This window comes from Streptacidiphilus jiangxiensis, from assembly GCF_900109465.1.
Classification (GTDB): Bacteria; Actinomycetota; Actinomycetes; order Streptomycetales; family Streptomycetaceae; genus Streptacidiphilus; species Streptacidiphilus jiangxiensis.
The window spans coordinates 373,423-398,480 of record NZ_FOAZ01000003.1 but is presented as its reverse complement, the minus strand read 5'-3'; the positions used below and the strand labels follow the sequence as shown (position 1 = coordinate 398,480).

Annotated in this window: 21 protein-coding genes and 1 tRNA gene; 11 read left to right on the top strand and 11 right to left on the bottom strand. The window is 70.6% G+C overall.

From position 1 onward, the window contains the following. Positions 1 to 131 precede the first annotated feature (131 nt). Positions 132 to 1,142: a beta-ketoacyl-ACP synthase 3 gene (locus BMY61_RS08055; protein ID WP_042454698.1), complete on the top strand. Its 1,011-nt coding sequence runs from the start codon at positions 132 to 134 to the stop codon at positions 1,140 to 1,142. 71 nt (positions 1,143 to 1,213) lie between these two features. Here BMY61_RS08055 and BMY61_RS08050 read toward each other — a convergent pair whose 3' ends face one another. Further along, positions 1,214 to 2,209, bottom strand: a complete 996-nt coding sequence (locus BMY61_RS08050) for a 3-hydroxyacyl-CoA dehydrogenase NAD-binding domain-containing protein (protein WP_236656482.1) — start codon at positions 2,207 to 2,209, stop codon at positions 1,214 to 1,216. 200 nt (positions 2,210 to 2,409) lie between these two features. On the opposite strand from BMY61_RS08050, the gene BMY61_RS08045 reads away from it, so the two are divergent. Continuing rightward, positions 2,410 to 3,957, top strand: coding sequence for an acyl-CoA carboxylase subunit beta (locus BMY61_RS08045; RefSeq protein ID WP_236656480.1), 1,548 nt, complete (start codon positions 2,410 to 2,412; stop codon positions 3,955 to 3,957). Continuing rightward, positions 3,954 to 4,199, top strand: a complete 246-nt coding sequence (locus BMY61_RS48735; protein ID WP_369405962.1) for an acyl-CoA carboxylase epsilon subunit — start codon at positions 3,954 to 3,956, stop codon at positions 4,197 to 4,199. The genes BMY61_RS08045 and BMY61_RS48735 overlap by 4 nt, the downstream gene beginning before the upstream one ends. On the opposite strand, the gene BMY61_RS08040 is transcribed toward BMY61_RS48735, so the two are convergent. Both BMY61_RS08040 and BMY61_RS08035 read right to left on the bottom strand, forming a co-directional pair. Continuing rightward, positions 4,138 to 4,746 carry a response regulator transcription factor gene (locus BMY61_RS08040; protein WP_075003820.1) on the bottom strand — a complete coding sequence of 203 codons (609 nt, stop codon included), beginning with the start codon at positions 4,744 to 4,746 and terminating at the stop codon, positions 4,138 to 4,140. The two genes, BMY61_RS48735 and BMY61_RS08040, sit on opposite strands and share 62 nt — an antisense overlap. Positions 4,747 to 4,933: 187 nt before the next feature. After that, positions 4,934 to 6,433 carry an MFS transporter gene (locus BMY61_RS08035; protein WP_082015404.1) on the bottom strand — a complete coding sequence of 500 codons (1,500 nt, stop codon included), beginning with the start codon at positions 6,431 to 6,433 and terminating at the stop codon, positions 4,934 to 4,936. Positions 6,434 to 6,552: 119 nt separating this feature from the next. Between BMY61_RS08035 and BMY61_RS44820 the strand changes: the two genes are divergently transcribed. Beyond that, entirely contained in the window at positions 6,553 to 7,398 is an 846-nt protein-coding gene (locus BMY61_RS44820; RefSeq protein WP_052439165.1) for a helix-turn-helix transcriptional regulator, read from the top strand. Positions 7,399 to 7,455: 57 nt separating this feature from the next. Here the strand turns inward: BMY61_RS44820 and BMY61_RS08025 are convergent. After that, positions 7,456 to 7,526: transfer RNA gene (locus BMY61_RS08025), tRNA-Gly, on the bottom strand. 195 nt (positions 7,527 to 7,721) lie between these two features. Here BMY61_RS08025 and BMY61_RS47475 point away from each other — a divergent pair. Together BMY61_RS47475 and dcd are read left to right on the top strand one after the other, a co-directional pair. After that, complete coding sequence (locus BMY61_RS47475) at positions 7,722 to 7,940, top strand: hypothetical protein (protein WP_042454696.1); 219 nt, start codon at positions 7,722 to 7,724, stop codon at positions 7,938 to 7,940. A gap of 78 nt (positions 7,941 to 8,018) precedes the next feature. Further along, positions 8,019 to 8,594 carry a dCTP deaminase gene (gene dcd, locus BMY61_RS08015; RefSeq protein WP_042454694.1) on the top strand — a complete coding sequence of 192 codons (576 nt, stop codon included), beginning with the start codon at positions 8,019 to 8,021 and terminating at the stop codon, positions 8,592 to 8,594. Between the two features lie 9 nt (positions 8,595 to 8,603). On the opposite strand, the gene BMY61_RS08010 is transcribed toward dcd, so the two are convergent. From BMY61_RS08010 to BMY61_RS07990, 5 genes are all read right to left on the bottom strand, one after another. Beyond that, on the bottom strand, positions 8,604 to 9,470 hold the full coding sequence (locus BMY61_RS08010; RefSeq protein WP_042454692.1) for an alanyl-tRNA editing protein: 867 nt from the start codon (positions 9,468 to 9,470) through the stop codon (positions 8,604 to 8,606). An 85-nt stretch (positions 9,471 to 9,555) separates the two neighbouring features. After that, complete coding sequence (locus tag BMY61_RS08005; RefSeq protein ID WP_052439164.1) at positions 9,556 to 10,299, bottom strand: Yip1 family protein; 744 nt, start codon at positions 10,297 to 10,299, stop codon at positions 9,556 to 9,558. A gap of 88 nt (positions 10,300 to 10,387) precedes the next feature. Next, positions 10,388 to 12,052, bottom strand: coding sequence for a hypothetical protein (locus tag BMY61_RS08000; protein ID WP_143094222.1), 1,665 nt, complete (start codon positions 12,050 to 12,052; stop codon positions 10,388 to 10,390). Then, positions 12,049 to 13,260, bottom strand: coding sequence for a LamG-like jellyroll fold domain-containing protein (locus BMY61_RS07995; RefSeq protein ID WP_082015402.1), 1,212 nt, complete (start codon positions 13,258 to 13,260; stop codon positions 12,049 to 12,051). Before BMY61_RS07995 ends, BMY61_RS08000 begins: the two co-directional genes overlap by 4 nt. 79 nt (positions 13,261 to 13,339) lie before the next feature. Next, positions 13,340 to 14,557, bottom strand: coding sequence for a GH12 family glycosyl hydrolase domain-containing protein (locus BMY61_RS07990; RefSeq protein WP_042454686.1), 1,218 nt, complete (start codon positions 14,555 to 14,557; stop codon positions 13,340 to 13,342). Between the two features lie 211 nt (positions 14,558 to 14,768). Between BMY61_RS07990 and BMY61_RS07985 the strand changes: the two genes are divergently transcribed. The 3 genes from BMY61_RS07985 to BMY61_RS07975 are packed head-to-tail and all read left to right on the top strand — an operon-like array spanning position 14,769 to position 19,083. Then, complete coding sequence (locus tag BMY61_RS07985) at positions 14,769 to 16,370, top strand: glycosyltransferase family 2 protein (protein WP_082015400.1); 1,602 nt, start codon at positions 14,769 to 14,771, stop codon at positions 16,368 to 16,370. Between the two features lie 14 nt (positions 16,371 to 16,384). Continuing rightward, positions 16,385 to 17,401, top strand: coding sequence for a glycoside hydrolase family 26 protein (locus BMY61_RS07980; RefSeq protein ID WP_042454685.1), 1,017 nt, complete (start codon positions 16,385 to 16,387; stop codon positions 17,399 to 17,401). Next, a complete protein-coding gene (locus BMY61_RS07975; RefSeq protein ID WP_052439163.1) occupies positions 17,401 to 19,083 on the top strand; it encodes an ArnT family glycosyltransferase in 1,683 nt (560 codons plus the stop codon). The genes BMY61_RS07980 and BMY61_RS07975 overlap by 1 nt, the downstream gene beginning before the upstream one ends. Before the next feature lie 31 nt (positions 19,084 to 19,114). Here BMY61_RS07975 and BMY61_RS07970 read toward each other — a convergent pair whose 3' ends face one another. Continuing rightward, complete coding sequence (locus BMY61_RS07970; protein WP_042454683.1) at positions 19,115 to 19,948, bottom strand: LamG domain-containing protein; 834 nt, start codon at positions 19,946 to 19,948, stop codon at positions 19,115 to 19,117. Positions 19,949 to 20,025: 77 nt separating this feature from the next. Continuing rightward, on the bottom strand, positions 20,026 to 22,224 hold the full coding sequence (locus BMY61_RS07965; protein WP_042454681.1) for a (Fe-S)-binding protein: 2,199 nt from the start codon (positions 22,222 to 22,224) through the stop codon (positions 20,026 to 20,028). A 246-nt stretch (positions 22,225 to 22,470) separates the two neighbouring features. Between BMY61_RS07965 and dnaK the strand changes: the two genes are divergently transcribed. After that, entirely contained in the window at positions 22,471 to 24,324 is a 1,854-nt protein-coding gene (gene dnaK / locus BMY61_RS07960; protein WP_042454679.1) for a molecular chaperone DnaK, read from the top strand. After that, on the top strand, positions 24,321 to 25,004 hold the full coding sequence (grpE, locus tag BMY61_RS07955; RefSeq protein WP_042454677.1) for a nucleotide exchange factor GrpE: 684 nt from the start codon (positions 24,321 to 24,323) through the stop codon (positions 25,002 to 25,004). The genes dnaK and grpE overlap by 4 nt, the downstream gene beginning before the upstream one ends. Positions 25,005 to 25,058 lie beyond the last annotated feature (54 nt).

Genomic DNA, 25,058 nt, shown 5'->3' with positions numbered 1-25,058 from the left:
TCGGGCGTGTCTTCCGGGGACGACTCTGGGCCCGCGGGCTCGACGACCGCTCGACGGGGGCTATAGCAGCCCGGACCAGCCTGCCGACTGTGCCGCCGGACCGGCGGAGCCCCCAGTGCGAGGAGTCGTCGATGTCCACGCCCACCCCCGGGATCAGCGTCCCGCCCGCCCGCCACAGCCGGATCCTGGGCGTCGGCGGCTGTCGTCCGCGCCGCGTCGTCAGCAACGCCGAACTGTGTGCCGAGGTCGACTCCACGCCCGAGTGGATCGAGGAACGCAGCGGGATCCGGGAGCGGCGCTTCGCCGCTCCCGACGAGACGTTGACCGCCATGGGCAGCGCGGCCGGTGCCAAGGCCCTGGCCCGGGCCGGGATCGGGCCGGAGGAGGTCGGCCTGGTCGTCTCGGCGAGCATGTCCGACCTGCTGCAGACCCCGCCGCTGGCGGTCCGGCTGTCGCGGGAGCTCGGTGCGACCTCCGCCGGGGCCTTCGACGTGTCGGGCGCGTGCGCGGGCTTCTGCCACGCCCTGGCCGTGGCCTCCGACGCGGTCCGGCTCGGGCATGTGCGGCACGCCCTGGTGGTCGGCGCCGAACGGATGACGGACATCGTGGAGCGGCAGGACCGCACGGTCTCCGTGCTGTTCGCCGACGGCGCGGGCGCGGCCGTCGTCGGCCCGGCCGACGAGCCCGGCTTCGGCCCCGTGGTCCGCGGCGCCGACGGCGAGTTCGACAAGGCACTGCGGATGGACTCCTGCTGGGGGTCGTTCGCCGCGGAGCCGGCCGCCGGGCGGCCGTGGATGCGCATGGACGGACGGCGGGTCTTCCGTTGGGCCATGGAGACCGTCGCCCCGGCCGCGGCGACCGCGCTCACCGCGGCCGGCGTCACCCCGGACCAGATCGAGGTCTTCGTCCCGCACCAGGCGAACCTGCGGATGATCAGCCTGCTCACCGAGCGCCTGGGTCTCGGGTCCGGAACGGTCGTGGCCACGGACGTGGTGACGAGCGGAAACACCTCGGCCGCGTCCATCCCGCTGGCCCTGGAATCGCTGCTGGAGTCGGGCCGGGTCCGGCCGGGCGCGCTGGCCCTGGTCGCCGGCTTCGGGGCGGGGCTCAACTTCGCCGCGCAGGTCGTGCGCCTGCCCTGAGGCAGCATGCGCGTGAGGGGGTCGGTCCTTCCGGACCGACCCCCTCACGCGTGCCCGTCGCCGCTCGCGCGCTACTCCTGCTCCGCGCGCGCGGCGGCCACCGCGGCGATGACGGCGTTCTGCTCCACGTCCCTGCGCGCGGCGAGGGACCGGTACGGCTCGGTGCCGAACGAGGCGTCCACCTGCTCCAGCAGCAGGTCGACGGTCGCCCGGTCCACCGGCGGGTTGCCGAGGCCGGTCCAGCTCAGCTCCAGACCCTTGCCCAGGTGCTCCAGCCAGTGCCGCAGCCCGCCCGGGCCACCGGCCAGGTGGAAGGCGCGGAACGGGCCGACCACCGCCCAACGCGGGCCGATCGACGAGGTCACCACGGCGTCCAGCTCGTCCACCGTCACCACGCCTTCGCGCACCAGGTGGATGCTCTCGCGCAGCAGCGCGCTCTGCAGCCGGTTGGCGACGAAGCCGGGGACGGCGCGGCGCAGCACCACCGGCACCTTGCCCAGCTCGCGGTAGAACGCGACGACGCGCTCGATCAGTCCGGCCTCGGCCTGCTCACCGGCCACCACCTCCACCAGCGGGACGATGTGCGGCGGGTTGAACGGGTGACCGACCACGACCCGGCCGGGCTCCGGCAGCAGCGCCCCCAGATCGTCGGGCAGCAACGTCGAGGTGGAGGAGAGCAGCAGCGCGTCGGCCGGGGCGGCGGCGGCGATGCGGGCGAACAGGGCCTGCTTGAGCTCCAGGTCCTCCAGTGCGTTCTCCTGGACCGCCTCGACGCCGGTCACCGCGCTCTCCACGTCCGGCGTGAAGACCAGGCGCTCCGTCAACTTCTGCAGCGGCAGCGCGCCCTGCGGCAGCGAGTCGGCGTACAGCGCCAGCGCCTCGCGGACGTGCTCTTCCGCGTCGGGCCGGGTGCTGCTGATCCGTACCTCGTAGCCCGCCGCGGCGAACAGGGCGATCCAGCCCAGTGCGATCACACCCGTGCCGATCACGGCGACCGCCCCTGGCGTGGCGGCACTCCCGGTCCGCTCCGTCACGTCCTCCGCGGTCCTTGCCTCGTCCGAAGTCACCGTCAGCATCCCTTCCTGCGTCCTGTCCGGCGGTGCTCGAGCATCCGCCCGTCGGCAGCCTCCGGTGCCGCGCTGGACCACGGCTCGGACGCCGGTCGAGACGGGCGTCCGATCGGGCTTCGAGCCCGCTTCGAGCCGCGATCCGCAAGGTGGCGGACTGGGTCGGTATGCCGCCCCGCACCTGCAGCGGAAGGACACACATGACCATCGCGGAACGGACTCGCGAACTCGAAGCCCTGTACGAGGAGATCCGGGAGGGGGACCAACGGGCCACCGAGGCCCAGCACGGCAAAGGAAAGCTGACGGCACGCGAGCGGCTCGCCCTGCTCTTCGACGACGGCGTCTTCACCGAGGTGGAGGGTCTGCGGCGGCACCGGGCCACCGGTTTCGGTCTGGAGGCCAAACGCCCCCACACCGACGGGGTGGTGACCGGCTGGGGCAAGGTCCACGGCCGGACGGTCTTCGCCTACGCGCACGACTTCCGGATCTTCGGCGGCGCGCTCGGTGAGGCGCACGCGATCAAGATCCACAAGTTGATGGACCTCGCCGCCCAGGCGGGAGCACCGGTGGTCGGCCTGTGCGACGGGGCCGGCGCCCGCATCCAGGAGGGCGTCACCGCCCTGGCCGGCTACGGCGGCATCTTCCAGCGCAACGTCCGCAACTCCGGGGTCATCCCGCAGATCAGTGTGGTCCTCGGCCCCTGTGCCGGAGGGGCCGCGTACTCGCCCGCGCTGACCGACTTCGTCTTCATGGTCCAGGGCACCGCCCAGATGTTCCTCACCGGCCCCGACGTGGTCCAGGCGGTCACCGGGGAGCAGATCAGCCAGGACGCCCTCGGCGGCGCCGAGGTGCACGGCTCGACCTCCGGCACCGCCCACTTCGTGCACCAGGACGAGGAGAGCTGCCTGGACGAGGTCCGCTACCTGCTCTCCCTGCTCCCCTCCAACAACCGGGAGATGCCGCCCACCGCTCCCACCGCGGACCCGGCCGACCGCCGCAACGACGCCCTGCTCGACCTGGTGCCGGAGGAGCCCGGACGCTCCTACGACATGCGCCGGGTGATCGAGGAGATCGTGGACGACGGCGAGTACCTGGAGGTCCACGAGCGTTGGGCCCCCAACATCGTCTGCGCCCTGGCCCGACTCGACGGCGAGGCGGTGGGCGTGGTCGCCAACCAGCCCGCCGCGATGGCCGGGGTGCTCGACATCCACGCCAGCGAGAAGGCCGCGCGCTTCGTCACCATGTGCGACGCCTTCAACATCCCCCTGGTGACCCTGGTCGACGTCCCCGGCTTCCTGCCCGGTGTGGACCAGGAGCACGGCGGAGTCATCCGTCACGGCGCCAAGCTGCTGTACGCGTACTGCAACGCCACGGTCCCGCGGGTCCAGGTGATCCTGCGCAAGGCCTACGGCGGCGCCTACATCGTGATGGACTCCCGTTCCATCGGCTGCGACGTCTCGCTGGCCTGGCCGGTCAACGAGATCGCGGTCATGGGCGCCGAGGGCGCGGCCAACGTCATCTTCCGCCGGGAGATCGCGGCCGCCGACGAGCCGGACGAGGCCAGGCAGCGCCTGGTCAAGGAGTACCGGACCGAGCTGATGCACCCCTACTACGCGGCGGAGCGCGGCCTGGTCGACGACGTCATCTCACCGGCGGAGACCCGCTCCCGGCTGGTCGACGCGCTGGCGATGCTGCGCAACAAGTACGCGCCGGTGCCGACCCGCAAGCACGGGAACCAGCCCCAGTGAGCGCGGCCGAAGCCCGAGGGCTGCTGACCGTCCGGCGGGGTGCGCCGACCGCGGAGGAGCTCGCCGTGCTGAGTGCGGTGCTGCTCGCGGCCCTGTCCCGTACCGGGGACGACGCGGACCCGGCGGACGGCGCGGACGGGACCCGGCACGACCGGCCGCGCGGCGCCGCGTGGTGCCGGCTCACACGAGCCAGCCCGCCTCCCGCGCCAGGCGTACGGCGTCCAGCCGGTTACGGGCGTTGAGCTTTCCCACGACAGAGGTCAGGTAGTTGCGGACGGTCCCCGAGGCGAGAAAGAGCGCACGCGCTATCTCGGGGACCTCCGCACCGCCGGCCACCATACGCAGGACCTCCAGCTCACGATCGGTCAACGGACAGGCGGAACTGTCCCACGAGGCCACCGCGAGGGAGGGATCGACCACGCGCTGTCCAGCGACCACTCGCCTTACTGCAAGGGCGAGTTCGGTGGGCGGCGCGTCCTTCATGAGGTAGCCGGAGACCTGGGCCTCCAGGGCCCGGCGCAGTGTTCCCGGCCGGCCGATGCTGGTCAGGATCAGCACCTTGCAGCTGGGGAGCTGGGCGCGGAGCTGGGCCGCCGCGGTCAGTCCGTCCAGGCCCGGCAGGTCGATGTCGATGACGGCGATGTCCGGTCGCGTCTCGAGCGCGGTCGGGATGATCTCGTCGCCGCGCACGAGTTCGGCGACCACCTCGAAGTCGTGCTCCAGCTCGAGGAGAGCGATCAACGCACCGCGCACCATGTTCATGTCCTCGGCGAGCAGAATGCGGATCACGTGGCGCCCCCCGACGGTCACTTGCTCTGATGAGCTGCTTGTCTGTTCGCCTGGGACTGTACGCGAAGAGTCTCGGCCCGAGAAAGTCATCATGGACGCGTCGTCTCGTCAACAACCATTCCACCAAAGCGGAACGGCCCGCCCCCCACGGTGTGGGGAACGGGCCGGGCGCAGCCGCCGCATGCTCTCATGCGGTGGCTTCCTTCTTGAGCGTGCGTCCGAAGGCCAGTCCGGAGAGGGCGGCGAGTCCGCAGCCCAGCGCGGCGTAGCAGAGCGTCGTGCCGAACGCCGAGGCCGAGTTCGCCGCCGTCGGGGCGGTGTGCAGCCCGAAGAAGATCGAGCCGTAGGCGGCGATCCCGAGGAGCTGGCCCAGCTGCAGGACGGTGACCATGATGCCGCTGGCACCACCGGCGTACTGCAGCGGCACCCGGGAGAGGGCCAGCGAGAGCACCGGGCCGAAGCCGTAGCCGAAGCAGGCCGACAGCAGCAGGTTGGCGATCAGGAAGACCGCGCCCGGCTGCGCGCCGCCACTCAGGCTCCAGGCCATCACCAGGTAGCCGACACCGCCGCCCAGCAGGCCCAGGACCAGCAGCAGCGGGTAGGTGCGGGCCGGGAACTTGCGCCAGGTGAAGCTGCCGGCCGCGAAGCCGACACCACCGGTGAAGAAGAGCAGACCCGTGTGGAGCGGGGAGAAGCCCAGCCCGGCCTCCAGGTGCATCGCCTGCACGAACAGGCTGCCGGCGTAGGAGGACTGCATCAGGAGCATGAAGGCCAGCACCCAGACGAAGCCGCGGGAGCCGACGACATGACGGGAGATCAGCGGGTCGCGGTCGGCCACCCGACGCTCGTGCAGGGTGGTCGCCACCGCCAGGGGGAGCACCAGCACCAGCATCACGACCGACCAGACCGGCCAGTTGAGCTCCTGGCCGAAGACCAGCGGGACCACCAGGCAGACCACGGCGGCGCTGATCAGCACGACACCCAGCGGGTCGAAGCTCCAGGCCCGGTCACCCTTGGGACGCGGGGCGAAGCGGAGCGCCAGCACCCCGAGAGCGATGCCGATCGGCACGTTGACCAGGAAGATCGGACGCCAGCCCAGGTCGAAGATGTTGGCCGTGACGATGAGGCCGCCGACGATCTGACCGATGACCGCGCCGAGCGCGATGACCGCGCCGTAGAGGCTGACCGCACGGATCCGCTCCGGACCCTCGAAGGTGCGCTGAATCAGGCTCATGACCTGCGGCATCATGAAGGCCGCGGCGGCACCCTGGAGCAGACGTGCCACCACCAGCGACCCGGAGTCCGGGGCGAGTCCGCACGCGAGCGACATGGCGGTGAAGAAGAAGACGCCGGTGGTGAAGACCCTTGCATGACCGAACCGGTCGCCGAAGCGGGATCCCAGGATCAGCAGGGTCGAGTAGGTGATGGTGTAGCCGGCGACGATGAGCTGCAGCACCGATCCCGAGCAGAGCAGGTCGGACCGGACCGCCGGAGCCGCGACGTTGACGATCGTCACGTCGAGGACGGCCATGAACTGGGCGATCAGCAGCAGGGTGAGAATCAGACCCTTCCGGACCCGCGGCGCGACGAGTCCGTCCACAGCGGCTTTCCCGGCGTCGATGACGGAGGACCGGACGGGGGCAGCGGTGGACGGTGCCCCAGCGAGTTTCGTGGATGTCTTTTCCATGCCTCGAATCGTGGCAGGAACGCCCACGGCGTAAAAGAGCAACACTGTATACTGTTATCTCCAGTACCACTCTGGGAGAACGGGTGCGAGAACGCACCGCCGGGAACGGGGAGGGGCACATGGAGGCATCGCGTCGAAAAGAACTCGGCGACTTCCTGCGAAGGAGTCGCGAGCGGCGCACCCCGGCCGAGGCCGGGCTTTCCGCGGGCTCACGGCGACGCACGCCCGGCCTGCGCCGCCAGGAGGTCGCCGACCTCGCCGGCGTGAGTCCCACCTGGTACACCTGGCTTGAGCAGGGACGCGAGGTGACGCCCAGCGTCCGGACCCTGGAGGCGATCGGCGACGCCCTCGGCCTCTCCCGCGCGGAACGGGAACACATGTTCCGGCTCGCCGCCGTCCTACCGAAACTCGAGGGCGATTCGAGCGAAAATCTGGCGGTGCCCGACGCGGTCCGCCGGATCGTCCACCGAATGGATCCTTTCCCGGCCTGCGTCTACAACTTGACCTACGATCTACTGGTATTCAACCGGGCCTATGGCGCATGTTTTCCCGGCCTGGCCGCACGCCGGCCAGAGGAAAGGAATTTCCTCCGCTATTTCGCCTCCCTCGGCGATGCGGAACTGGCCGCGCAGGAGCCGCTGATCAGCGGGATGATCCGGCGCTTCCGAGCGAATTACAGCGCAAATCTGGACAATCCGCGTTGGCGGGAGCTGGTCGACGCCGTCATCCTCACCAACCCCCGGATGCGGGAGCACTGGGAGCGCCACGCGGTCCTGGACGCCTCCGACCACTCGCACGACGAGACCGACACGCCCGTCGGCCGGATCGGCTTCACCTCGACCGCGCTCGTGGTCAGCGCCACCCCCGGGCTCAACATCCTCGTCGGGGTCCCTCGCACCGACGACGACCAGGACCTGCTGCTGGGGCTGGTCCCCGGGAGCACCCCGCCCGCAGCCGGCCACTGAGGCCGGCCCGAGGAACGGAAGAAGCCGCAGGCCTTTGGCCTGCGGCTTCTGTTCCGGAGCGGGCGACGAGAATCGAACTCGCGCTCTAAGCTTGGGAAGCTCATGTTCTACCATTAAACTACGCCCGCCTGATCACCCGTCAGGGACGGCCGATCCATTCTCACTCTACCCCATCACGCGCCCCACGTGCAGCGGTGGTGCCGCCGAGCGCCCTGGGCGTACTGTGACGCCCGGATGGCCGAGGTCGGCGAGCCGGTGGGCAGTATGTCCGGAAGATCCCCTAATGTGGCAGGGCTGGCCTACGGCGTTGGGGAGAGGATGCAATGGAGCGCACTGTCGTCCGTTGTGCCGAAGGGCACCTGTTCAGCACCGCGAGTTTCCCGATGCAGAATCTGCGACCCGCGCGGATCGGCCCAGGACGGCTGATGCGGTGTCCCCAGTGCGCACGGCTGCGGAGTGCCGTGCCTGCGGATCTGGCGGTGCTGTCGACGGAGCAGATCACGCAGGCGCTGCGGCGGGAGGCTGTGGCCCCCCTCGCATAGCCGAGGAGCGTGCGGAACCGGATGAGGACCCCCGTGCCGGATTGGGCGGGGGTCCTGCCATGCACGTAGTCTCGACCCGTGCTGCTCTCAGACAAGGACATCCGGAACGAGATCGAATCCGGTCGCGTGGTCATCGACCCCTTCGACCCGGAGATGATCCAGCCGTCAAGCATCGACGTGCGCCTCGACCGGTTCTTCCGGGTCTTCGAGAACCACAAGTACCCCCACATCGACCCGGCGGTCGAGCAGCCGGACCTGACCCGGCTCGTCGAGCCGGACGGGGACGACCCGTTCATCCTGCACCCGGGTGAGTTCGCGCTGGCCTCCACCTACGAGGTGGTGACCCTGCCGACCGACATCGCCTCCCGCCTGGAGGGCAAGTCCAGCCTGGGCCGGCTCGGCCTGCTGACGCACTCCACCGCCGGCTTCATCGACCCCGGCTTCAGCGGTCATGTGACGCTGGAACTGTCCAACGTGGCCACCCTGCCGATCAAGCTCTACCCCGGCATGAAGATCGGCCAGCTGTGCATGTTCCGGCTGACCTCGCCGGCCGAGTTCCCGTACGGGTCCGAGCGCTACGGTTCGCGCTACCTCGGCCAGCGTGGTCCGACGCCGTCCCGGTCCTACCTGAACTTCCACCGGACCAAGATCTGATCCTGCGGGTCAGGCACGCTTCGGCGTGGTGGTGACGGTCAACTCGCTGCCGTCCTCCGAGAGGCGCAGCTCGGCGCTGAGCGCGGCGAGCTCGCCGAGGTGGTGCAGGTGGGTGCCGCCGCAGAAGATCGAGGCGTGGCCCTCCGGGAGCTCCGCGTGCCACTCCCGGCGCGCGGTCAGCTCGGGGCCCGGGGCCTCGATCCGGACCGCGGAGTCCGCGGCGACCCACGCCGCCAGGCGGGCGTTGACCGCGTCCGTGACGGCCGGGAGGTCCTCGGCCAGACCGTCGGCGGTGAAGCCCTTCTTCCGCAGCGACTTGCCGATCCGGTAGACGTCGTAGCTCGCGGCGGTGTCCATCCGCGAGGTGTCCATCGCGAGCGAGTCGAAGTCCGGGTTGCCGTGCGAGTCGCTGCGGCCCGGGTCCTTGCGCCAACGCGGCGCGAGCGCCGCGTTCAGGGCCAGCGCCAGCAGGTGGCAGCCGGTGTGGGCGGCGCAGAGCGCGGCGCGGCGGTCGGCGTCGACGAGCAGCTCGACCTCCTCGCCCACCGCGACGGGCTCGGCGACCACGTGGACGACCAGCCAGGCCCACTCCTCGTCACCACGCCGGACGGGGATGTCCGCGCCGAGCGCGAACTCACCCTCCGGGCCGACGCCGCCGGTGACGCAGTCCAACACCGCCTGGCCGCCCAGCGTGCCGGTGTCGGCGGGCTGGTCGGGCCAGGTGTGGTCGAGCGGGTGGAACGGGGTGCGCGCAACGACGACGCCGTGACGGCCGTCGGGCAGGGGCAGGCACGCCACGACCGTGGACCGGTCCGCGACGCCTCCGGCGGGGAAGGTCACCTGGGTCGAGGCGTCGGGAAGGGACGGCGCGGTCATCTGCGGGCTCCGTTGCACGGTCGGTCGGGGAGGTACGCACCCCGGGAGGTATGCACCCATTCAACCGCACTCGCCCTGAAGGAGCTCAACCAAGCGTCGGGAGCTTGATCACCACGAGCAGCATGACCAGTTGCAGCGAGGCCGCCGTCAGCGCCTTGCCCCACGGGAGATCGTGCAGCTGCCGCAGCATCGACGCCAGCAGCCACGCGCACAGCGCCCAGGTGACCCACCCGAGCAGTTGCACCACCGCGTTGCCGCTGGGCAGGAAGAACGCCAGCAGCAGTCGCGGGGCGTCCGTCAGCCAGGAGATCAGCATCGCCAGGCCCACGGTCGGCGCGTACGAGCCGTCGCCACCGAGGCGGCGGGCCAGGACGTGGGTGACCGAACCGAACATCAGCCCGGCGACGACGAACCCGACGGCGCTGCTGAGCAGGATGGTGAGCGCGACCGCGAAGGTCGAGTGCAGCACCTCGCTGCTGGTGTCCCCGAACGCGAAGGAGGCCAGCAGACCGTAGACGGCGGAGACGACCAGCGCCGGACCCCACACCTGGTGGGCGCGCATCTGCGCGAAGGTCCGGGTGGGGTGGCGCACGATCCCGCGCAGCAGCTCACGCCAGGGCAGCCGCTCCGAACCGACCTGCGGGTGCGGCTGTCCCGCACGGTAGACGGCGACGTGCTCCTCCGCCTCGGGCCCCTCCGGGAGGGACATCTCGGGCACGGTGAAGGAGCGGGTGTGACCGGGCTCGTCGGCCGGGTCGACCGCGACCGCCTGACCGGCCGGGGCGGCCGGCCGGCGGTCGCCGCCGATCTTGATTCCTCGTAGACGCACAACCCGACGGTACCCGTCCGGCGCAGCCCCGAACGATCATGTGATCACCCGGGACACAGCTGTGACAGGGCCGCGCCGGGCCGGCACGTCACACGGCGAAGCCGGGCGCGAGGTAGATCGTGTACTTCCCGGCCGTGCGGCCCCTGGTGCTGACGACGGTCGTGAGCACGCGGTAGCCGGCCTTCTTCAGGGCGGGCTGGACCGCGGCGTCGATGGCCGGGGACTGCATGAAGTCGAGGACCACGACCTGGTACTGGTGGGCGGCGACGGCGGCCTTGATCGCGTCGGCGCCGGTGAGGACCTGGTGGGTGACCGGGTCCTGGTAGGTCTTGCCGACCAGGTCGCTCCACTGCTGCCAGTTGGAGTCGTCCTTGAAGTAGTAGGCGACGACGTCGTAGTCCTCGACCAGGTACTGGTCGGTGCCCTTCTGGATGTACGGCTTCAGGGCGGTGACCAGGGGGCCGGAGTCGGGCCAGGCGGAGAACATGTCCTGGGCCTGGGCGGCGCCGACACAGCCGAGCACGCCGATCAGGGCGGCGCTGCAGGCGACGGCGAGGGAGGCGTGGACCTTGCGGGCCAGCAGCAGGAAGACGCGGGCCAGCAGGACACCGGAGGCGATGCAGGCGAACCAGGCGCCGAAGTCCACGTGCTTCTGCAGCGAGAGCCAGGTGTGGATGCGGATCTGGTTGGCGGGGGCGGCCGCGCCGGCGCCCAGCAGCACCAGCACGAGCCAGAACTCGGCCCGCACGCCGTCGCGGCGGCGGGCGGCGAACCAGCTGACGGCGAGGGCGATCACGGTGAGCACGAGCAGCGCGCCCACCCAGCTCGCCGCGGCGCGGGCGACGTACGAGGGGGCGTCAGACCCGATCTTGCGCTGCAAGGTGGTGCTGTCGAAACCGTGCCAGTAGACCCGGCCCGCGGCCACCGCCGGCACGACCAGCGCGACGGCCCAGACCGCGAACAGCACCAGGCCGCGCCGCCAGCGTGCCCAGGCGAAGGGGGAGCCGGTGCGTCCGGCGAAGACGGCGACGCCCAGCACCGCGGGTGTCCACAGCAGCGAGGCGTACTTGGTCGCGTCGGCCAGGGCCATCGTCAGGGCGGCCGGGACGACGCACAGGTAGCTGCCGCCGGTCGCCAGCCGGACGGCGAAGTAGCCGGCCCAGGCCAGGCAGGCCAGCGCCATGGCGTCGTAGGTGGAGTAGATGCCCAGGAACTGCGTCGGGCCGAGCCCCGCGAAGAGCGCGGCGGCGAAGAACGCGGCCATCGAGCCGCGCAGCCGTCGGGTGGCCAGGTGGACGGCGACGGTGGCGCTGAGCATGAACAGCAGGCTCAGCACGCGGGTGCCGGTCAGGCCGCCGACCATGTCGGCGAGCGCCACGACCACGGGGTAGATCACCGGCGCGCCGGAGAAGAAGCTCTCGTACGGCGCGACCGGCCGGCCGTGCAGCAGGTTCCCCAACTCCTGGTAGCCGGAGTAGATGTAGGTGCCCTCGTCGACGAAGGCGGTGTTGGTGCCGACCAGCCGGTAGGAGAGCACGCCCTGGACGAGCAGCAGGCCCAGCAGCGGCAGCCAGTCCTGACGCAGGCGGGCCCGCGGCGGACGCGGCTCACCGGACCGGGCGGGCCCCGCCGCCTCCGCCCCGGCCGACGCGGCCAGGTCCCGCTCGGAGGGCCTCGGGTCGAAGGTGACCACGGGGACGCCGTCGGCACCCGGGCGGATCCACTGCCCGCCCGACCTCAGGCCTTGGCTCACTGGAGCAGCCAGGCGTAGTCCGGGTGCGGCTCGGCGGACGGTCCGGCGGCGACCTTGACGACATCGGCCGCGGACAGCGCGTGGTTCCAGACCTGGATCCCGGCGACGGCGCCGTGCCACGGGGAGGCCCACTGGCTGTTGGAGCGCACCCGGCCCACCTGGAAGCCGCCCTGGGTCTGCCGGATGCCGGCGACCTTGGCGCTGCCCTGGAGCGCGCCGTTGACGTAGAGGGCGATCTCCTTCTTGCCGCTGTCGTAGACCGCGGTCAGCAGCGTCCACTGGCCGTTCGCCGCCGCGCCCTTGGACTGGACCGCCACCGAACCGCCGCCCGGCACCTGGACCTTGAAGACCCAGTGGTTGTCACCGCCGGTCGTGTTGCGGCCGAGGACGAACGAGTAGAAGTCGGCCGAGCCCTGGCTCAGCACGGTGCGGACGCCCGCGGGCTGGTCCGGGCGGGCCTGCGCGGACACGGTGAAGCTGCCGCTGGTGGTGACCACCGGACCAGGGGTGGAAGCGAAGGAGTCCTGGCCGCTGGGCAGCAGCAGCGCCTGGCCGGCCCGGCCGGGAGCCTTGCCCTGCTTCGCGTCCTTGCCGACGCCGAGGGGCAGCGTGCCGCGGCTCGGGGATATGGAGCCGACGGTGCCCGGGTCCGGGGCCGGGGCGGGTCGGGACCCGGTCGCGCCGCCGGAGGGCTTGGTGCTCCCCGGCTGCGAGACGGTCGGCGTCGGGCCGCCCTTCGCCTGGGGCGAGTCGTGGTGGCCGGTGACGAGCAGCGCGCCGACGGTCCCGGCGATGGCGAGCACGGCGACGATCCCGCCGCCGATCGCCAGCTTGCGCCTGCGCTTCTGCCCCTGCTCGTGCTGAGCCGCGAGCGCGGTCCAGTCCGGCTCGCCGCCGCGGATCGTCCCGGTCGGACCGGTCGGACCGGTCGAGCCCGGGCCCATGGCGCTCCAGCTCTGCTGCTGCCACGCCCCGGCCTGCGCGGGCACGGTCGGCTGCTCCGAGGCGGCCGACCCGGGGAACTGCGCCCCGGGGGCCTGCGGCTGCGGGTAGCCGTAGCCGGACCCGGGCGGACCGAAGCCCGCCGGCGGCTGCTGCGACTGCTGCGGAGAGACCTGACCGAACTGTGTCGGTGCGTCGTGCGGGGACGGCTGCGCGCCGGGCTGGGGCTCCTGAGCGCCTGCGGAGCTCACTGGTCGATCGGTCATGCGCCGAATGCTAAGGCATGACTTCTTCACTGCCCATGCCGTCTCGGAGCCTGCGAACCGGTGTGCCTTTGCGCCCGATTCAGTCCGAATCGTTGTGGGGCAGCGCCCACTGCTCCTGGTCGGCGCCGTTGCAGGGACGCAGCACCACCTGGCCTGACGTGCCGTCCGCCGCCAGGCAGGAGTCCGTGACGGAACTCACCAGGGACCGCCCCCCGCCGGCGGCCCACCGCTGCTGTGGTGCCCCCGAGCACGGCAGCAGTCGTGGGGCGCTGCCCTGGGCGACGGCCTGCAGGCAGGAGGAACCGACCCGCAGAGTGCCGTCGTTGGCCAGCGTCCAGGAAGGCCCGGCGGCCTGGCCGCAGGAGGCGAGCCGTACGGCGGAACCGGTGCCGCTCTCCAGGCAGTCGGCCTCGTCCGCGGTGGTGATCCGTCCGCTCGGCAGGCCGACCTGGCCGTGGAAGGCGAACGAACGGGTGGTCAGGCCCACCCCGCCGCTCCATATCTCGAATCCCGCGGAGACCTTGCACAGGTACGACGAGAGCGGCACGTACCCCCGCTGCACCGCGTCCTGGGTGAACAGGCGCAGGTTCAGTCCCCGCACGCTGTCGGTGGGCTGGGTGCGGACGTAGCTGATGACGGTGTGCGTGGAGCCCTTCGGCGCGAGATAGACGCGGTACTCGTCGCCCGCGAGGGTGATTGTGCCCGGCGCCGGGTCGCCCGCAGGGCGGACGTCGTCGGTGGAGCGGAGCCAGATCATCAGTTCGGCGCTCTCGGCCGGCACGCAGGAGCTCGCGTTCGGCCCGTACCAGAGGTCGTAGGCCAGGTCGTAGTTGCCGGTGGCGTGCGCGGCCGCGCTCCAGTCCGAGGTGGCGTCACCGAGTGCGGTGACCGGGACCGGCAGGCCCAGGGCGCCCGGCGCGGTGGCCACGTTGGCGTAGGCGCCGGGCGTGCCCGCCGTCTTCGGCACCATGTTCTCCACCTTGGACACGGTGAAGCCGGTGGTGCCGGGGGTGTCGAGGCAGACGGTTCCCGAGGCGTTCCACTGGTCGGGCTCGATGATGTACGACCCGTCCTGGACGGTCGTCCTGGGGAACGGGACCTGCGGCGTGGTGCACGAGACGGGGGCCACCGGGCTCGCGGAGGCGCTCGGGCTCGGCGAGGCCGCGGTGCGCCAGCCGGTCGCGCCGTGCGCGGAGGGGGTCGTCCCGCCGCCACAGGACGTCAGCGTCGCGAGGACGCAGACGGCCCAGGCGAGTCCGGCCGCCCGTCTACCGCCGACCGCTGCGCGGATGCTCACGCGCGTCCCTTCTCCGGACCGATCCAGGCCCGGTTCATCACGATCCGATTTCAATGCGCCGAAGAATTGTCCGTAAGTCGCACAGATTCGCCACTTGTCGTCCGGACCGTTCAGGAGCGCTGCTTAGGATGGCCAACCCTAGTGGTTGATGCTGTGCCCTCCGCTTTCGGAGTCGTCCCGGGGTTCCCCTCGTCCTCTCCTGAGAGAAGTCATGTCTGTCACCGGTCAGCTCTCATCGGCACCGCAGCAACGGACCGCATCGGGCGACCGGCGGCGACGGGCGCGGCGCGGTCCCAGCAGCTTCGGCCTGCTGCCGCAGCCGCCGACGGACAGTGAGAAGTACTCCTACACACGGCGACGGCTGTGGATCCTCACACTCTGCTCGCTGGTCAGCTTCGGCTGTCTGTCCGTCAGCCAGTTCTCGCTGGTGCGGATGTCGCCCTGGCTGTGGCTGTACGCCCCGTTCCTGGTCTTCACCACGGCGTACTACCTGGTGTCGTTGAAGGTCAACGGGTTCAGCCGGGACTTCGACCTCAAGCGCCACAAGCAGCTGGTGCGGGACTGGCGCCCCGCCGAGTACCCGACCGTCGACGTGTTCCTGCCGGTGTGCGGCGAGCCGATCGAGGTGCTGCACAACACCTGGACGCACGTGGCGCGGCTGCGCGACCGGTACCCCGGCGTGGTGACGCCGTACGTGCTGGACGACTCGGCCAGTTCGGAGTTGGCCGCGATGGCCGTGGACTTCGGGTTCGTCTACGGGACGCGCTACGACCGGGGCTGGTTCAAGAAGGCCGGCAACCTGCACTTCGGCTTCGAGCACTCGGACGGCGCGTACATCCTGATCCTGGACGCGGACTTCGCGCCGCGGGCGGACCTGCTGGAGGAACTGGTCCCGTACCTGGAGCAGGACCCGCGGCTGGGGATCGTCCAGTCGCCGCAGTTCTTCCGGATCACCGACCAGCAGAACTGGATCGAGCGCGGCGCCGGTGCGGTGCAGGAGCTGTTCTACCGCTCGGTGCAGGTGTCCCGGCAGAACCACGACGGCGCGATCTGCGTGGGCAGTTGCGCGATGTACCGGCGTGAGGCGCTGGAGCAGAACGGCGGCACCACGCTGATCGAGCACTCCGAGGACGTGCACACCGGCTTCGACCTGCGCCGTCTGGGATGGGACCTGAAGTACGTGCCGATCGCCCTGTCGACCGGCGTCTGCCCGGACACCGCGGGCGCCTTCTTCAACCAGCAGTACCGGTGGTGCTCGGGTTCGATGAGCCTGCTCAGCAGCGGCAAGTTCTGGCGGACGAAGATGCGGCTCTCGACCAGGCTCTGCTACCTGTCCGGGTTCAGCTACTACATCCACACCGCGCTCTACACCTTCCTGGCGCCGCTGATCCCGATCATGCTGCTGCTGGCGGTGCCCCAGGCGCTGCGGGTCCAGAACATGGCACTGGTGCTGCCCAGCCTGGTCTACGCCACGATGATCTTCCCGTGGTGGCACCGCAACCCGTACCGGCTCGAGGCCTGGTCGACGCGGATGATGTACGGGTGGGCGCACCTCTTCGCGATCTGGGACATCATGCGCCGCAACCGGATGGGCTGGCAGCCCACCGGGTCGAGCGGCGCCAAGAAGAACAAGACCCGCCGGTTCTGGATCGGGATCATCGGCTGGGGCGCGACCTCGGCCACGGTGTGGGTGACCGCCGCGATCTGGCGGATGCTCACCATGAACCCCGTCGACTTCGTGCTGGTGCTCTCCTCCGGCCTGTTCTACGCCGCGGTGGTCGGGCGCGTGCTCGTCCAGCCCCGGTCCCACTGACCGAGGTGGCCTCCATGACCCCCACGACCATCGTGCCCCCTGCCCTCCGCCTGGGCGCCGTACTGTCGGTGCTGGCGCTGGTGTTGACCGGTTGCGCGCTCAACACCGAGCCGGACCTGACGGGTTCGGGCGCGCAGGACAGCGGTGTGGTGTCCGCGCCGAACAGCACCGGCGGCCCCTACGACGTGTCCGCGCTGCTGCACCCCGCGCACAAGTACGTCGGCGCGGCCCTGCCCGGGGTGCCGCAGTCGCTGGACGCGCTGGGCCCGTACGAGCAGCAGATCGGCAAGAAGCCGAACATCCTGGAGTACTACGCCTCGTTCGGCGACGGCTTCGACATCAGCGGCGCCCGCCGGATCTTCGCCTCCGGGGCGATCCCCTACATGGCCTGGGAGCCCTACACGCCGAGCCTGACCGCGATCGCGTCGGGGTCCAGCGACGCCTACATCACCTCGGTCGCCAAGGCCGTGGCCTCCGTCGACCTGCCCGTCGCGATCAGCTTCGGCCACGAGTTCAACGGCAACTGGTACCCGTGGGGCCGCCAGGCCACCACACCCGCGCAGTTCGTGGCCGCCTGGCGGCACATCCACGACCTCTTCAAGGCCGCCGGCGCGACCAACGTCATCTGGGTGTGGAGCCCGAACATCATCAACCCGGCCCGCAGCACCCGACTGCAGCCCTACTACCCCGGTGACGCCTACGTCGACTGGATCGGCGTGGTCGGCTACTACGCCCTGTACGGCGAGCACACCTGGAACACGCTGTTCGAGCCGACCATGCGCGAGGTCCGCGGCTTCACCAAGAAGCCGTTCTTCATCAGTGAGACCGCCTCCCAGCGCTCACCGCGTCGACAGGCCGACATCGACGACCTGATGAGCGGCATCGAGACCCACCCGGACGTCCTCGGATTCGTCTGGTTCGACATCGTCAAGCGCGCCGACTGGCGCATCGAGACCACCCCCGGCCCGTTGGCCGACTACAGGCAGCGCCTGTCCAACCCCGCCTTCGGCTTCGACATCCGGAACCCGTGATGGACACCTTCACCGCACCTCCCTTCACCGCGGCGGACCACCGGGTGCCCTACGAGATCCCGGAGGTCCCCGGGACCGCCTGGTCCGCCGCCCCCAGCCGCCGCCGCAACCGCGTCAGCCGCCTGGTGCTGCTCGCCGTGCTGCTGATCCAGGCGGCCCTGTCGCTGCGGCTGCGCAACACCGCCGACGCCCCCGAGGCCAGCACCCTCGTCGTCGGCCGGGCCGAGGTCGCGCACCTGCTCCACGGCACGGCCGTCAGCACCGACCTGGTCCACCGCTTCCCCGGTGCGCCCTGGTTCTACCCGCTGCTGGCCGGCTTCGGCGAGTCGTGGGACCGCGTCGCCGGGGCCCGACTGATCGGCCTGGTCTGCGCGCTGGCCACCACCGCCGTCCTGTACGCGCTCACCCGTCGCCTGTTCAACGAGCGCGTCGGCCTGTTCACCGCGGCCGCCTACGCGGTCCTGCAGTCCACGGTCGTCCTCGGCTTCTACGCCTCCCCCGACGCCTTGGCCGTGCTGCTGGTCACCACTGCCGCCTGGGTCGTCGTCCGTACCGGCCGCCGCAACCCGCTGTGGGTGCTGGCCGCGTCCGTGCCCGCCGGCCTCGCCGTGACCGCGGAGTACGCGGCGCTGATCGTCGTCCCGAGCCTGGCCGTGCTGACCGTGCTGACCGCCGCCAAGCACCACGGCTGGGGTGCCTCGCTGCTGCGCGGCCTGCTGCTGCTCGCCCCGGCCCTGGGCCTGCTGCTGCCCTTCGGCGGCACCCGTCGCGCCCTCACCGGGCTCGACGGGGCCCTCACCCGCCACGGCGGCGCCGCGGCCCTGGACACGCTGTGGCTGGCCGGGCGGCTGAGCGGACTCTTCCTCCTCGTCGCGCTCGCCGGTGGCGTCGCCTACGTCGCCCGCGAGCGGATGAACGAGGTGCCCGAGGCCGAGTACCGGCACGACTCACGGCTGCTGCGCGTCCTGCTGGTGGCGCTGCTGTGCGGCACCGCGCTGCTGGTGCCCCTCTACCAGGCGGCCGTCGGCGACGGGACCGCCCTGGCCCGTCACCTCGCGCTCGGCCTCGTCTTCGCCGCCCCCCTCGTGGGCGTGGGCATCTCCCGGGTCACCGGCGCGCACTTCCGCAACCCGCAGCTCGGCATCCTGCTGTGGGTGCTCACCATGGCACTCGGCGTCCACCAGTCCTCCCAGCAGTTCCAGGGCTGGCCCGACGGCTCCGCGCTGCTCAGCACCCTCGACGCCCGGGTCGACGGCACCGGCCGCTACCTCACCCAGGTCGACGGGCTCGGCGCCTACTACCTCGACCGGAAGACCACCCCGGCCCAGTGGGTCTCCGCGGCGGTCGGGCTGCCGACGGGCCAGGACGCGACGCTGGCGGCGGTGCGCTCCGGCTCGTTCCAGGTCGTCGTCCTGGACAGCGCGGTCTCCGGCCCGGCCTCGTCCGGCCTGGCGGGCGCGCTGGCCGCCTCGCACAAGTACACCCTGCTCAAGGAGATCCACTATCTGGGCGCCGGTGGGCACGTCTACACCTACCGGGTCTACGTCCTGACCCCGCCGGCCCCGAAGAAGGCCCCCGTCCACACCCACCGGCCCAAGAAGACCGGCACCGGCACGGCCAGGACGGGCACGACGAAGACCGGGGCGACCCGGAAGCCGACGAAGGCGCCCGCCACCCACTGAGGGATGTCACGGGCGCCGGCGCGCTCGTCGGTCAGGCGACGAGCCAGGAGTGCGCGGCCTTGAGGTGGGTCGGGCCGCCGTTCTTGTCGATCTGCAGGACCTGGGCGGGGGTCAGCGCCTGGTTCCAGACCTGGACGTGGCCGATGAGGCCCTCCCAGGCCTTGTCCCAGCCGCCGCCCTCGCGCGCGGCACCGAGGACCAGGCCGCCCGGGTTGGTGGTGACGTTCGGCGCGTAGTGCGAGGCGGCGAGGACGCCGTCGACGTACAGGTAGGCGCGGTGCCGGGCCGGGTCCCACACGCCCGTCAGCAGGGCCCAGGTGTTGGCGGCGTGGAAGCGGGCCGCCGGGGCGTAGGCGGTGTACTCGCCGCCCACCTGGCCGTTGACGTCGAAGCTCCACAGTGCCGGGCCGCCCGGGTGGGCGTCGTCGTAGGTGCGGCCGAGCTCGAACGAGGAGTTCTCGCCGGTGCCCTGGCTGATCGCGACGCCCGGGTCGCGGCCGTTGCCGGTCCAGACCCAGGTGGAGACGGTGAAGGCGTGTTTGACGTCGACCGCCGGGGTGGCGGACTGCGCGGTGGCGACGGCCCAGCGGCTGCCGCTGAGCACCCAGCCGCCCTTGATGTGCTTGATCGCGCCCTTGGGGCCGTGGACGGTCAGCGGCAGGTGGCCGGTGGCGTCGGCGAGCTCGTTCGGGTGGCCCGGGACGGTCGGCCCGGTCTGCGGGGCGGCGGAGGCCGTCGGTGCGACGGCGGCCACACCGCCGGCCAGCGCGGCCACGGCCGCCACCGGCACCAGCGCGCGCTTCAGCGCGCGGGAGATCCCCCGCGTCCGGCCACCGTGCTCGTTCTCGTACGTGTGATCGGTCATGGCCGATGATCATAGCCACACGCCGACGGCCCACCAGCTCCGAGGAGTTGGTGGGCCGTCAGGATGTTCGAGGGGGCTCAGGACGAGACCGGCTCCGGCTCCTCGGCCGGGGCCTGCGGCGCGGCCGGGTCGGCCTTGACCGACTCCAGCAGCAGCTGGGCCACGTCCACGACGCGCAGGGCCTCCTTGGCGGCGCCCTCGTTCTTCTTGCCGTTGACCGAGTCGGAGAGCATCACCAGGCAGAACGGGCAGGCGGTGGAGACGATGTCGGGGTTGAGCGACAGCGCCTCGTCCACGCGCTCGGTGTTGATGCGCTTGCCGATCCGCTCCTCCATCCACATCCGCGCGCCGCCGGCGCCGCAGCAGAAGCCACGCTCCTTGTGGCGGTGCATCTCCTGCTGGCGCAGACCGGGGACCTTGTCCATGATCTCGCGCGGCGGGCTGTAGACCTTGTTGTGGCGGCCCAGGTAGCAGGGGTCGTGGTAGGTGATCAGACCCTCGACCGGGTTGACCGGCAGCAGCTTGCCCTCGTCGATCAGGTGCTGCAGCAGCTGGGTGTGGTGGATGACCTCGAAGTGGCCGCCCAGCTGCGGGTACTCGTTGGCGAGGGTGTTGAAGCAGTGCGGGCAGGTGGCGACGATCCGCTTGACCGGGGCGTCCTCCAGGGCCGCGTTCAGCGTCTCGACGTTCTGCGCGCCGAGCATCTGGAAGAGGAACTCGTTGCCCAGGCGGCGCGGGGAGTCACCGGTGCAGGTCTCCTCCTTGCCGAGGATCGCGAACTTCACGCCCGCGGTGTGCAGCAGCTCGGCGAAGGCCTTGGTGGTCTTCTTGGCCCGGTCCTCCAGGGCGCCGGCGCAGCCGACCCAGTAGAGGTACTCGACCTCGGCCGGGTCGATGTCCTCACCGATGACCGGCACCTCGATGCCGGTCTCCTTCTTGAGCTCCTTGACCCAGTCCAGACGCGCCTTGGTGGCCAGGCCCCAGGGGTTGCCCTTGTTCTCCAGGTTCTTCAGCATCGTCCCGGCCTCTGTCGGGAAGTTGCTCTCGATCATGACCTGGTAGCGGCGCATGTCGACGATGTGGTCGATGTGCTCGATGTCCACCGGGCACTGCTCGACACAGGCGCCGCAGGTGGTGCAGGACCACAGCACGTCCGGGTCGATGACGCCGTTCTCCTCGGCGGTGCCGATCAGCGGGCGCTCGGCCTCGGCGGCAGCGGCGGCCGGGACGTTCGACTTGTCCTCACCGGCGAGCAGGTACGGCGCCTTGGCGTAGGCGTGCTCGCGCAGATTCATGATCAGCAGCTTGGGCGAGAGCGGCTTGCCGGTGTTCCAGGCCGGGCACTGCGACTGGCAGCGGCCGCACTCGGTGCAGGTGGAGAAGTCGAGGATGCCCTTCCAGGAGAACTCCTCGACCTGGGAGACACCGAAGACGGCGTCGTCGGCCGGGTCCTCGAAGTCGATCGGCTGACCGCCGGAGTGCATCGGCTGCAGCGCGCCGAGCGCGACCTCGCCCTTGGCGTTCCGCTTGAACCAGATGTTCGGGAAGCCGAGGAAGCGGTGCCAGGCGACACCCATGTTGGTGTTGAGCGAGACGACGATCATCCAGATGAACGACGTCGCGATCTTGATCATCGCGACCAGGTAGACCAGGTTCTCGACCGTGCCCGTGGACAGGCCGCGGAAGGCGACCGTCAGCGGGTAGGAGAAGAGGAAGTTGGCCTCGTAGGAGTCCACCCCGCGCAGCACGCCCTCCAGACCGCGCAGGGTCAGGATGGCGAGGCCGATGATCAGGACGATCGACTCGACGAAGTAGGCCTGGCCCGCGTTGGAGCCCGCGAACCGGGACTTGCGGCCCGGCTTGTTCGCCTTGCTCAGCTGGCGGATCACGATCAGCACGATGATGCCGAGCGTGGTCAGCACGCCGATGAGCTCGGTGAAGACCTCGTACGGCGCCCACTTGCCGATGATCGGCAGCGTGAAGTCGGCCTGGAACAGCTGGCCGAAGGCGTTCACCAGGGTCAGGATCAGCGTGTAGAAGCCGACCGCGACGAACCAGTGGGCGACACCGACGATGCCCCACTTGTTCATGCGGGTGTGGCCGAGGAACTCGCGGACGACGGTGACCGTGCGGTCCTTCCAGTCGTTGGTGCGCGAGCCTGCGGGCACGTTCTGACCCAGGCGGACGAAGCCGTAGATCTGGAGGAACGCGCGCGCGAAGAGCGCCGCGCCGACCACGGCCAGAACCAGCGACACGATGATCGCGGCGATTTGCATGCGGGCTCCTCAAAGGACCACGGAGCGACAACTACCCACTAGTAACTTATCGCAGTTCAAGCTGAGCGTAGCGACACACGTACCCGATCCACAGCGAAAGCAGGGGTGACATACGTCATCAGGGCCCATGCGGCGTAGGGGCGACATAAAGTTGAGCCCGCTTCGCTCATGTCTGTTGACGCGCGGCGAAGCTTCGTGCACTCTTGAGTCTGTTCAGCTCAACTTCCTCTCTTGGAGGGTTCCACGATGGCTCGTGCGGTCGGAATCGACCTCGGTACGACGAACTCTGTCGTCAGCGTCCTCGAAGGCGGTGAGCCCACCGTCATCACCAACGCCGAGGGCGCCCGGACCACACCGTCCGTCGTCGCCTTCGCGAAGAACGGCGAGGTCCTCGTCGGCGAGGTCGCCAAGCGACAGGCGGTCACCAACGTTGACCGCACCATCCGCTCGGTGAAGCGCCACATGGGCACCGACTGGAAGATCAACCTCGACGGCAAGGACTTCACGCCGCAGCAGATCTCGGCCTTCGTGCTGCAGAAGCTGAAGCGCGACGCCGAGTCCTACCTGGGCGAGAAGGTCACCGACGCGGTCATCACCGTGCCGGCGTACTTCAACGACTCCGAGCGCCAGGCGACGAAGGAGGCCGGTGAGATCGCGGGCCTCAACGTCCTGCGCATCGTCAACGAGCCGACCGCCGCCGCCCTGGCCTACGGCCTCGACAAGGACGACCAGACCATTCTGGTCTTCGACCTCGGTGGTGGCACCTTCGACGTGTCGCTGCTGGAGATCGGCGACGGCGTCGTCGAGGTCAAGGCGACCAACGGTGACAACCACCTCGGTGGTGACGACTGGGACCAGCGCGTCGTCGACCACCTGGTCAAGCAGTTCCAGAACGGCCACGGCGTCGACCTGTCCAAGGACAAGATGGCGCTCCAGCGTCTGCGCGAGGCGGCGGAGAAGGCCAAGATCGAGCTCTCCTCCTCCAGCGAGACCACGATCAACCTGCCCTACATCACGGCCTCCGCCGAGGGCCCGCTGCACCTGGACGAGAAGCTCACCCGCTCCCAGTTCCAGCAGCTGACCTCGGACCTGCTGGACCGCTGCAAGACCCCGTTCCACAACGTCATCAAGGACGCCGGCATCGCGCTGTCCGAGATCGACCACGTGGTCATGGTCGGTGGCTCCACCCGCATGCCGGCCGTCGCCGACCTGGTCCGCGAGCTGACCGGTGGCAAGGAGCCCAACAAGGGCGTCAACCCGGACGAGGTCGTCGCCATCGGCGCGTCCCTCCAGGCCGGTGTCCTCAAGGGTGAGGTCAAGGACGTCCTGCTGCTCGACGTCACCCCGCTGTCCCTCGGTATCGAGACCAAGGGCGGCATCATGACCAAGCTGATCGAGCGCAACACGACGATCCCGACCAAGCGCTCCGAGATCTTCACCACGGCCGAGGACAACCAGCCGTCCGTGCAGATCCAGGTCTACCAGGGCGAGCGCGAGATCGCGGCGTACAACAAGAAGCTCGGCATGTTCGAGCTGACCGGTCTGCCGCCGGCCCCGCGTGGCGTCCCGCAGATCGAGGTCACCTTCGACATCGACGCCAACGGCATCATGCACGTCTCCGCCAAGGACCTCGGTACCGGCAAGGAGCAGCGCATGGCCGTCACCGGCGGCTCCGCCCTCCCCAAGGAGGACATCGAGCGGATGATGCGCGAGGCCGAGCAGTTCGCGGAGGACGACCACCGTCGCCGCGAGTCCGCGGAGACCCGCAACACCGCCGAGCAGCTCGTCTACACGACCGAGAAGTTCATCAAGGACAACGAGGACAAGGTCCCGGGTGACATCAAGGACGAGGTCAACGCGGCCATCGTCGACCTGAAGGACAAGCTGAAGGGGGAGGACAGCGCGGCCATCCGCGAGGCCTCCGAGAAGCTGTCCACCGTCTCCCAGAAGCTCGGCCAGGCGCTCTACGCCCAGGCCGGCGAGGCTTCTGCCGCGGCCGGCGCCCCGCAGGACGCCCCGCACGCCGACGCCCACGTCGAGGACGACGTCGTGGACGCCGAGATCGTCGACGACGAGAAGCGCGAGGGCGGTGCCAAGTGACGGAAGAGACGCGGGGCAACACTGAGGAGCCCGGCGCCGCTTCCGGCAAGACCGCCAAGGGTCGCGACGCGGCGGGCGCCAAGCCCGCCGCGGCCGCGGCCGCGGCGGAGGAGACGGAGGCGGGCACCGAGTCCGTCGCCGACCTGCGCAAGCAGCTGGCCGAGCGCACCGCTGACCTGCAGCGGCTCCAGGCGGAGTACCAGAACTACCGCAAGCGCGTCGAGCGCGACCGGGTGACGGTCCGCGAGATCGCCGTCGCGGCGATCCTGGAGAACCTGCTCCCGGTGCTCGACGACATCGGCCGCGCCCGCGACCACGACGAGCTGACGGGTGGCTTCAAGTCCGTCGGCGAGTCGCTGGAGACGGTCGTCGCCAAGCTGGGCCTGCAGCAGTTCGGCAAGCAGGGGGAGGTCTTCGACCCCCAACTGCACGAGGCGCTGATGCACAGCTACTCGCCGGACGTCGAGGAGACGACCTGCGTGCAGATCCTCCAGCCCGGGTACAAGATCGGCGACCGGATCATCCGCCCCGCGCGGGTGGCCGTGGCCGAGCCGGAGCCGGGCGGCTCCTCCTCCACCTCGGAGGAGAAGTCGGAGGCGAAGGGCGAGGACGCCGCCGAGGGCGCCAAGGACGCGAAGAGCGCCAAGGCCTCCAAGGACAAGAGTGACACCGAGAAGTGACCGACCGGGGTCGGCCGCGAGCGCGCAGGAGCGTGCCTCGCGGCCGGCCCCCGG

What these genes read in the sequence shown, in the direction of transcription:
- BMY61_RS08055 (WP_042454698.1), top strand. Translation starts at nt 132, where the DNA reads ATGTCCACGCCCACCCCCGGGATCAGCGTCCCGCCCGCCCGCCACAGC.
- BMY61_RS08045 (WP_236656480.1), top strand. Translation starts at nt 2,410, where the DNA reads ATGACCATCGCGGAACGGACTCGCGAACTCGAAGCCCTGTACGAGGAG.
- BMY61_RS08035 (WP_082015404.1), bottom strand. Translation starts at nt 6,433, where the DNA reads ATGGAAAAGACATCCACGAAACTCGCTGGGGCACCGTCCACCGCTGCC.
- BMY61_RS44820 (WP_052439165.1), top strand. Translation starts at nt 6,553, where the DNA reads ATGGAGGCATCGCGTCGAAAAGAACTCGGCGACTTCCTGCGAAGGAGT.
- BMY61_RS47475 (WP_042454696.1), top strand. Translation starts at nt 7,722, where the DNA reads ATGGAGCGCACTGTCGTCCGTTGTGCCGAAGGGCACCTGTTCAGCACC.
- BMY61_RS08010 (WP_042454692.1), bottom strand. Translation starts at nt 9,470, where the DNA reads ATGACCGCGCCGTCCCTTCCCGACGCCTCGACCCAGGTGACCTTCCCC.
- BMY61_RS07995 (WP_082015402.1), bottom strand. Translation starts at nt 13,260, where the DNA reads ATGACCGATCGACCAGTGAGCTCCGCAGGCGCTCAGGAGCCCCAGCCC.
- BMY61_RS07985 (WP_082015400.1), top strand. Translation starts at nt 14,769, where the DNA reads ATGTCTGTCACCGGTCAGCTCTCATCGGCACCGCAGCAACGGACCGCA.
- BMY61_RS07980 (WP_042454685.1), top strand. Translation starts at nt 16,385, where the DNA reads ATGACCCCCACGACCATCGTGCCCCCTGCCCTCCGCCTGGGCGCCGTA.
- BMY61_RS07975 (WP_052439163.1), top strand. Translation starts at nt 17,401, where the DNA reads ATGGACACCTTCACCGCACCTCCCTTCACCGCGGCGGACCACCGGGTG.
- BMY61_RS07970 (WP_042454683.1), bottom strand. Translation starts at nt 19,948, where the DNA reads ATGACCGATCACACGTACGAGAACGAGCACGGTGGCCGGACGCGGGGG.
- BMY61_RS07965 (WP_042454681.1), bottom strand. Translation starts at nt 22,224, where the DNA reads ATGCAAATCGCCGCGATCATCGTGTCGCTGGTTCTGGCCGTGGTCGGC.
- dnaK (WP_042454679.1), top strand. Translation starts at nt 22,471, where the DNA reads ATGGCTCGTGCGGTCGGAATCGACCTCGGTACGACGAACTCTGTCGTC.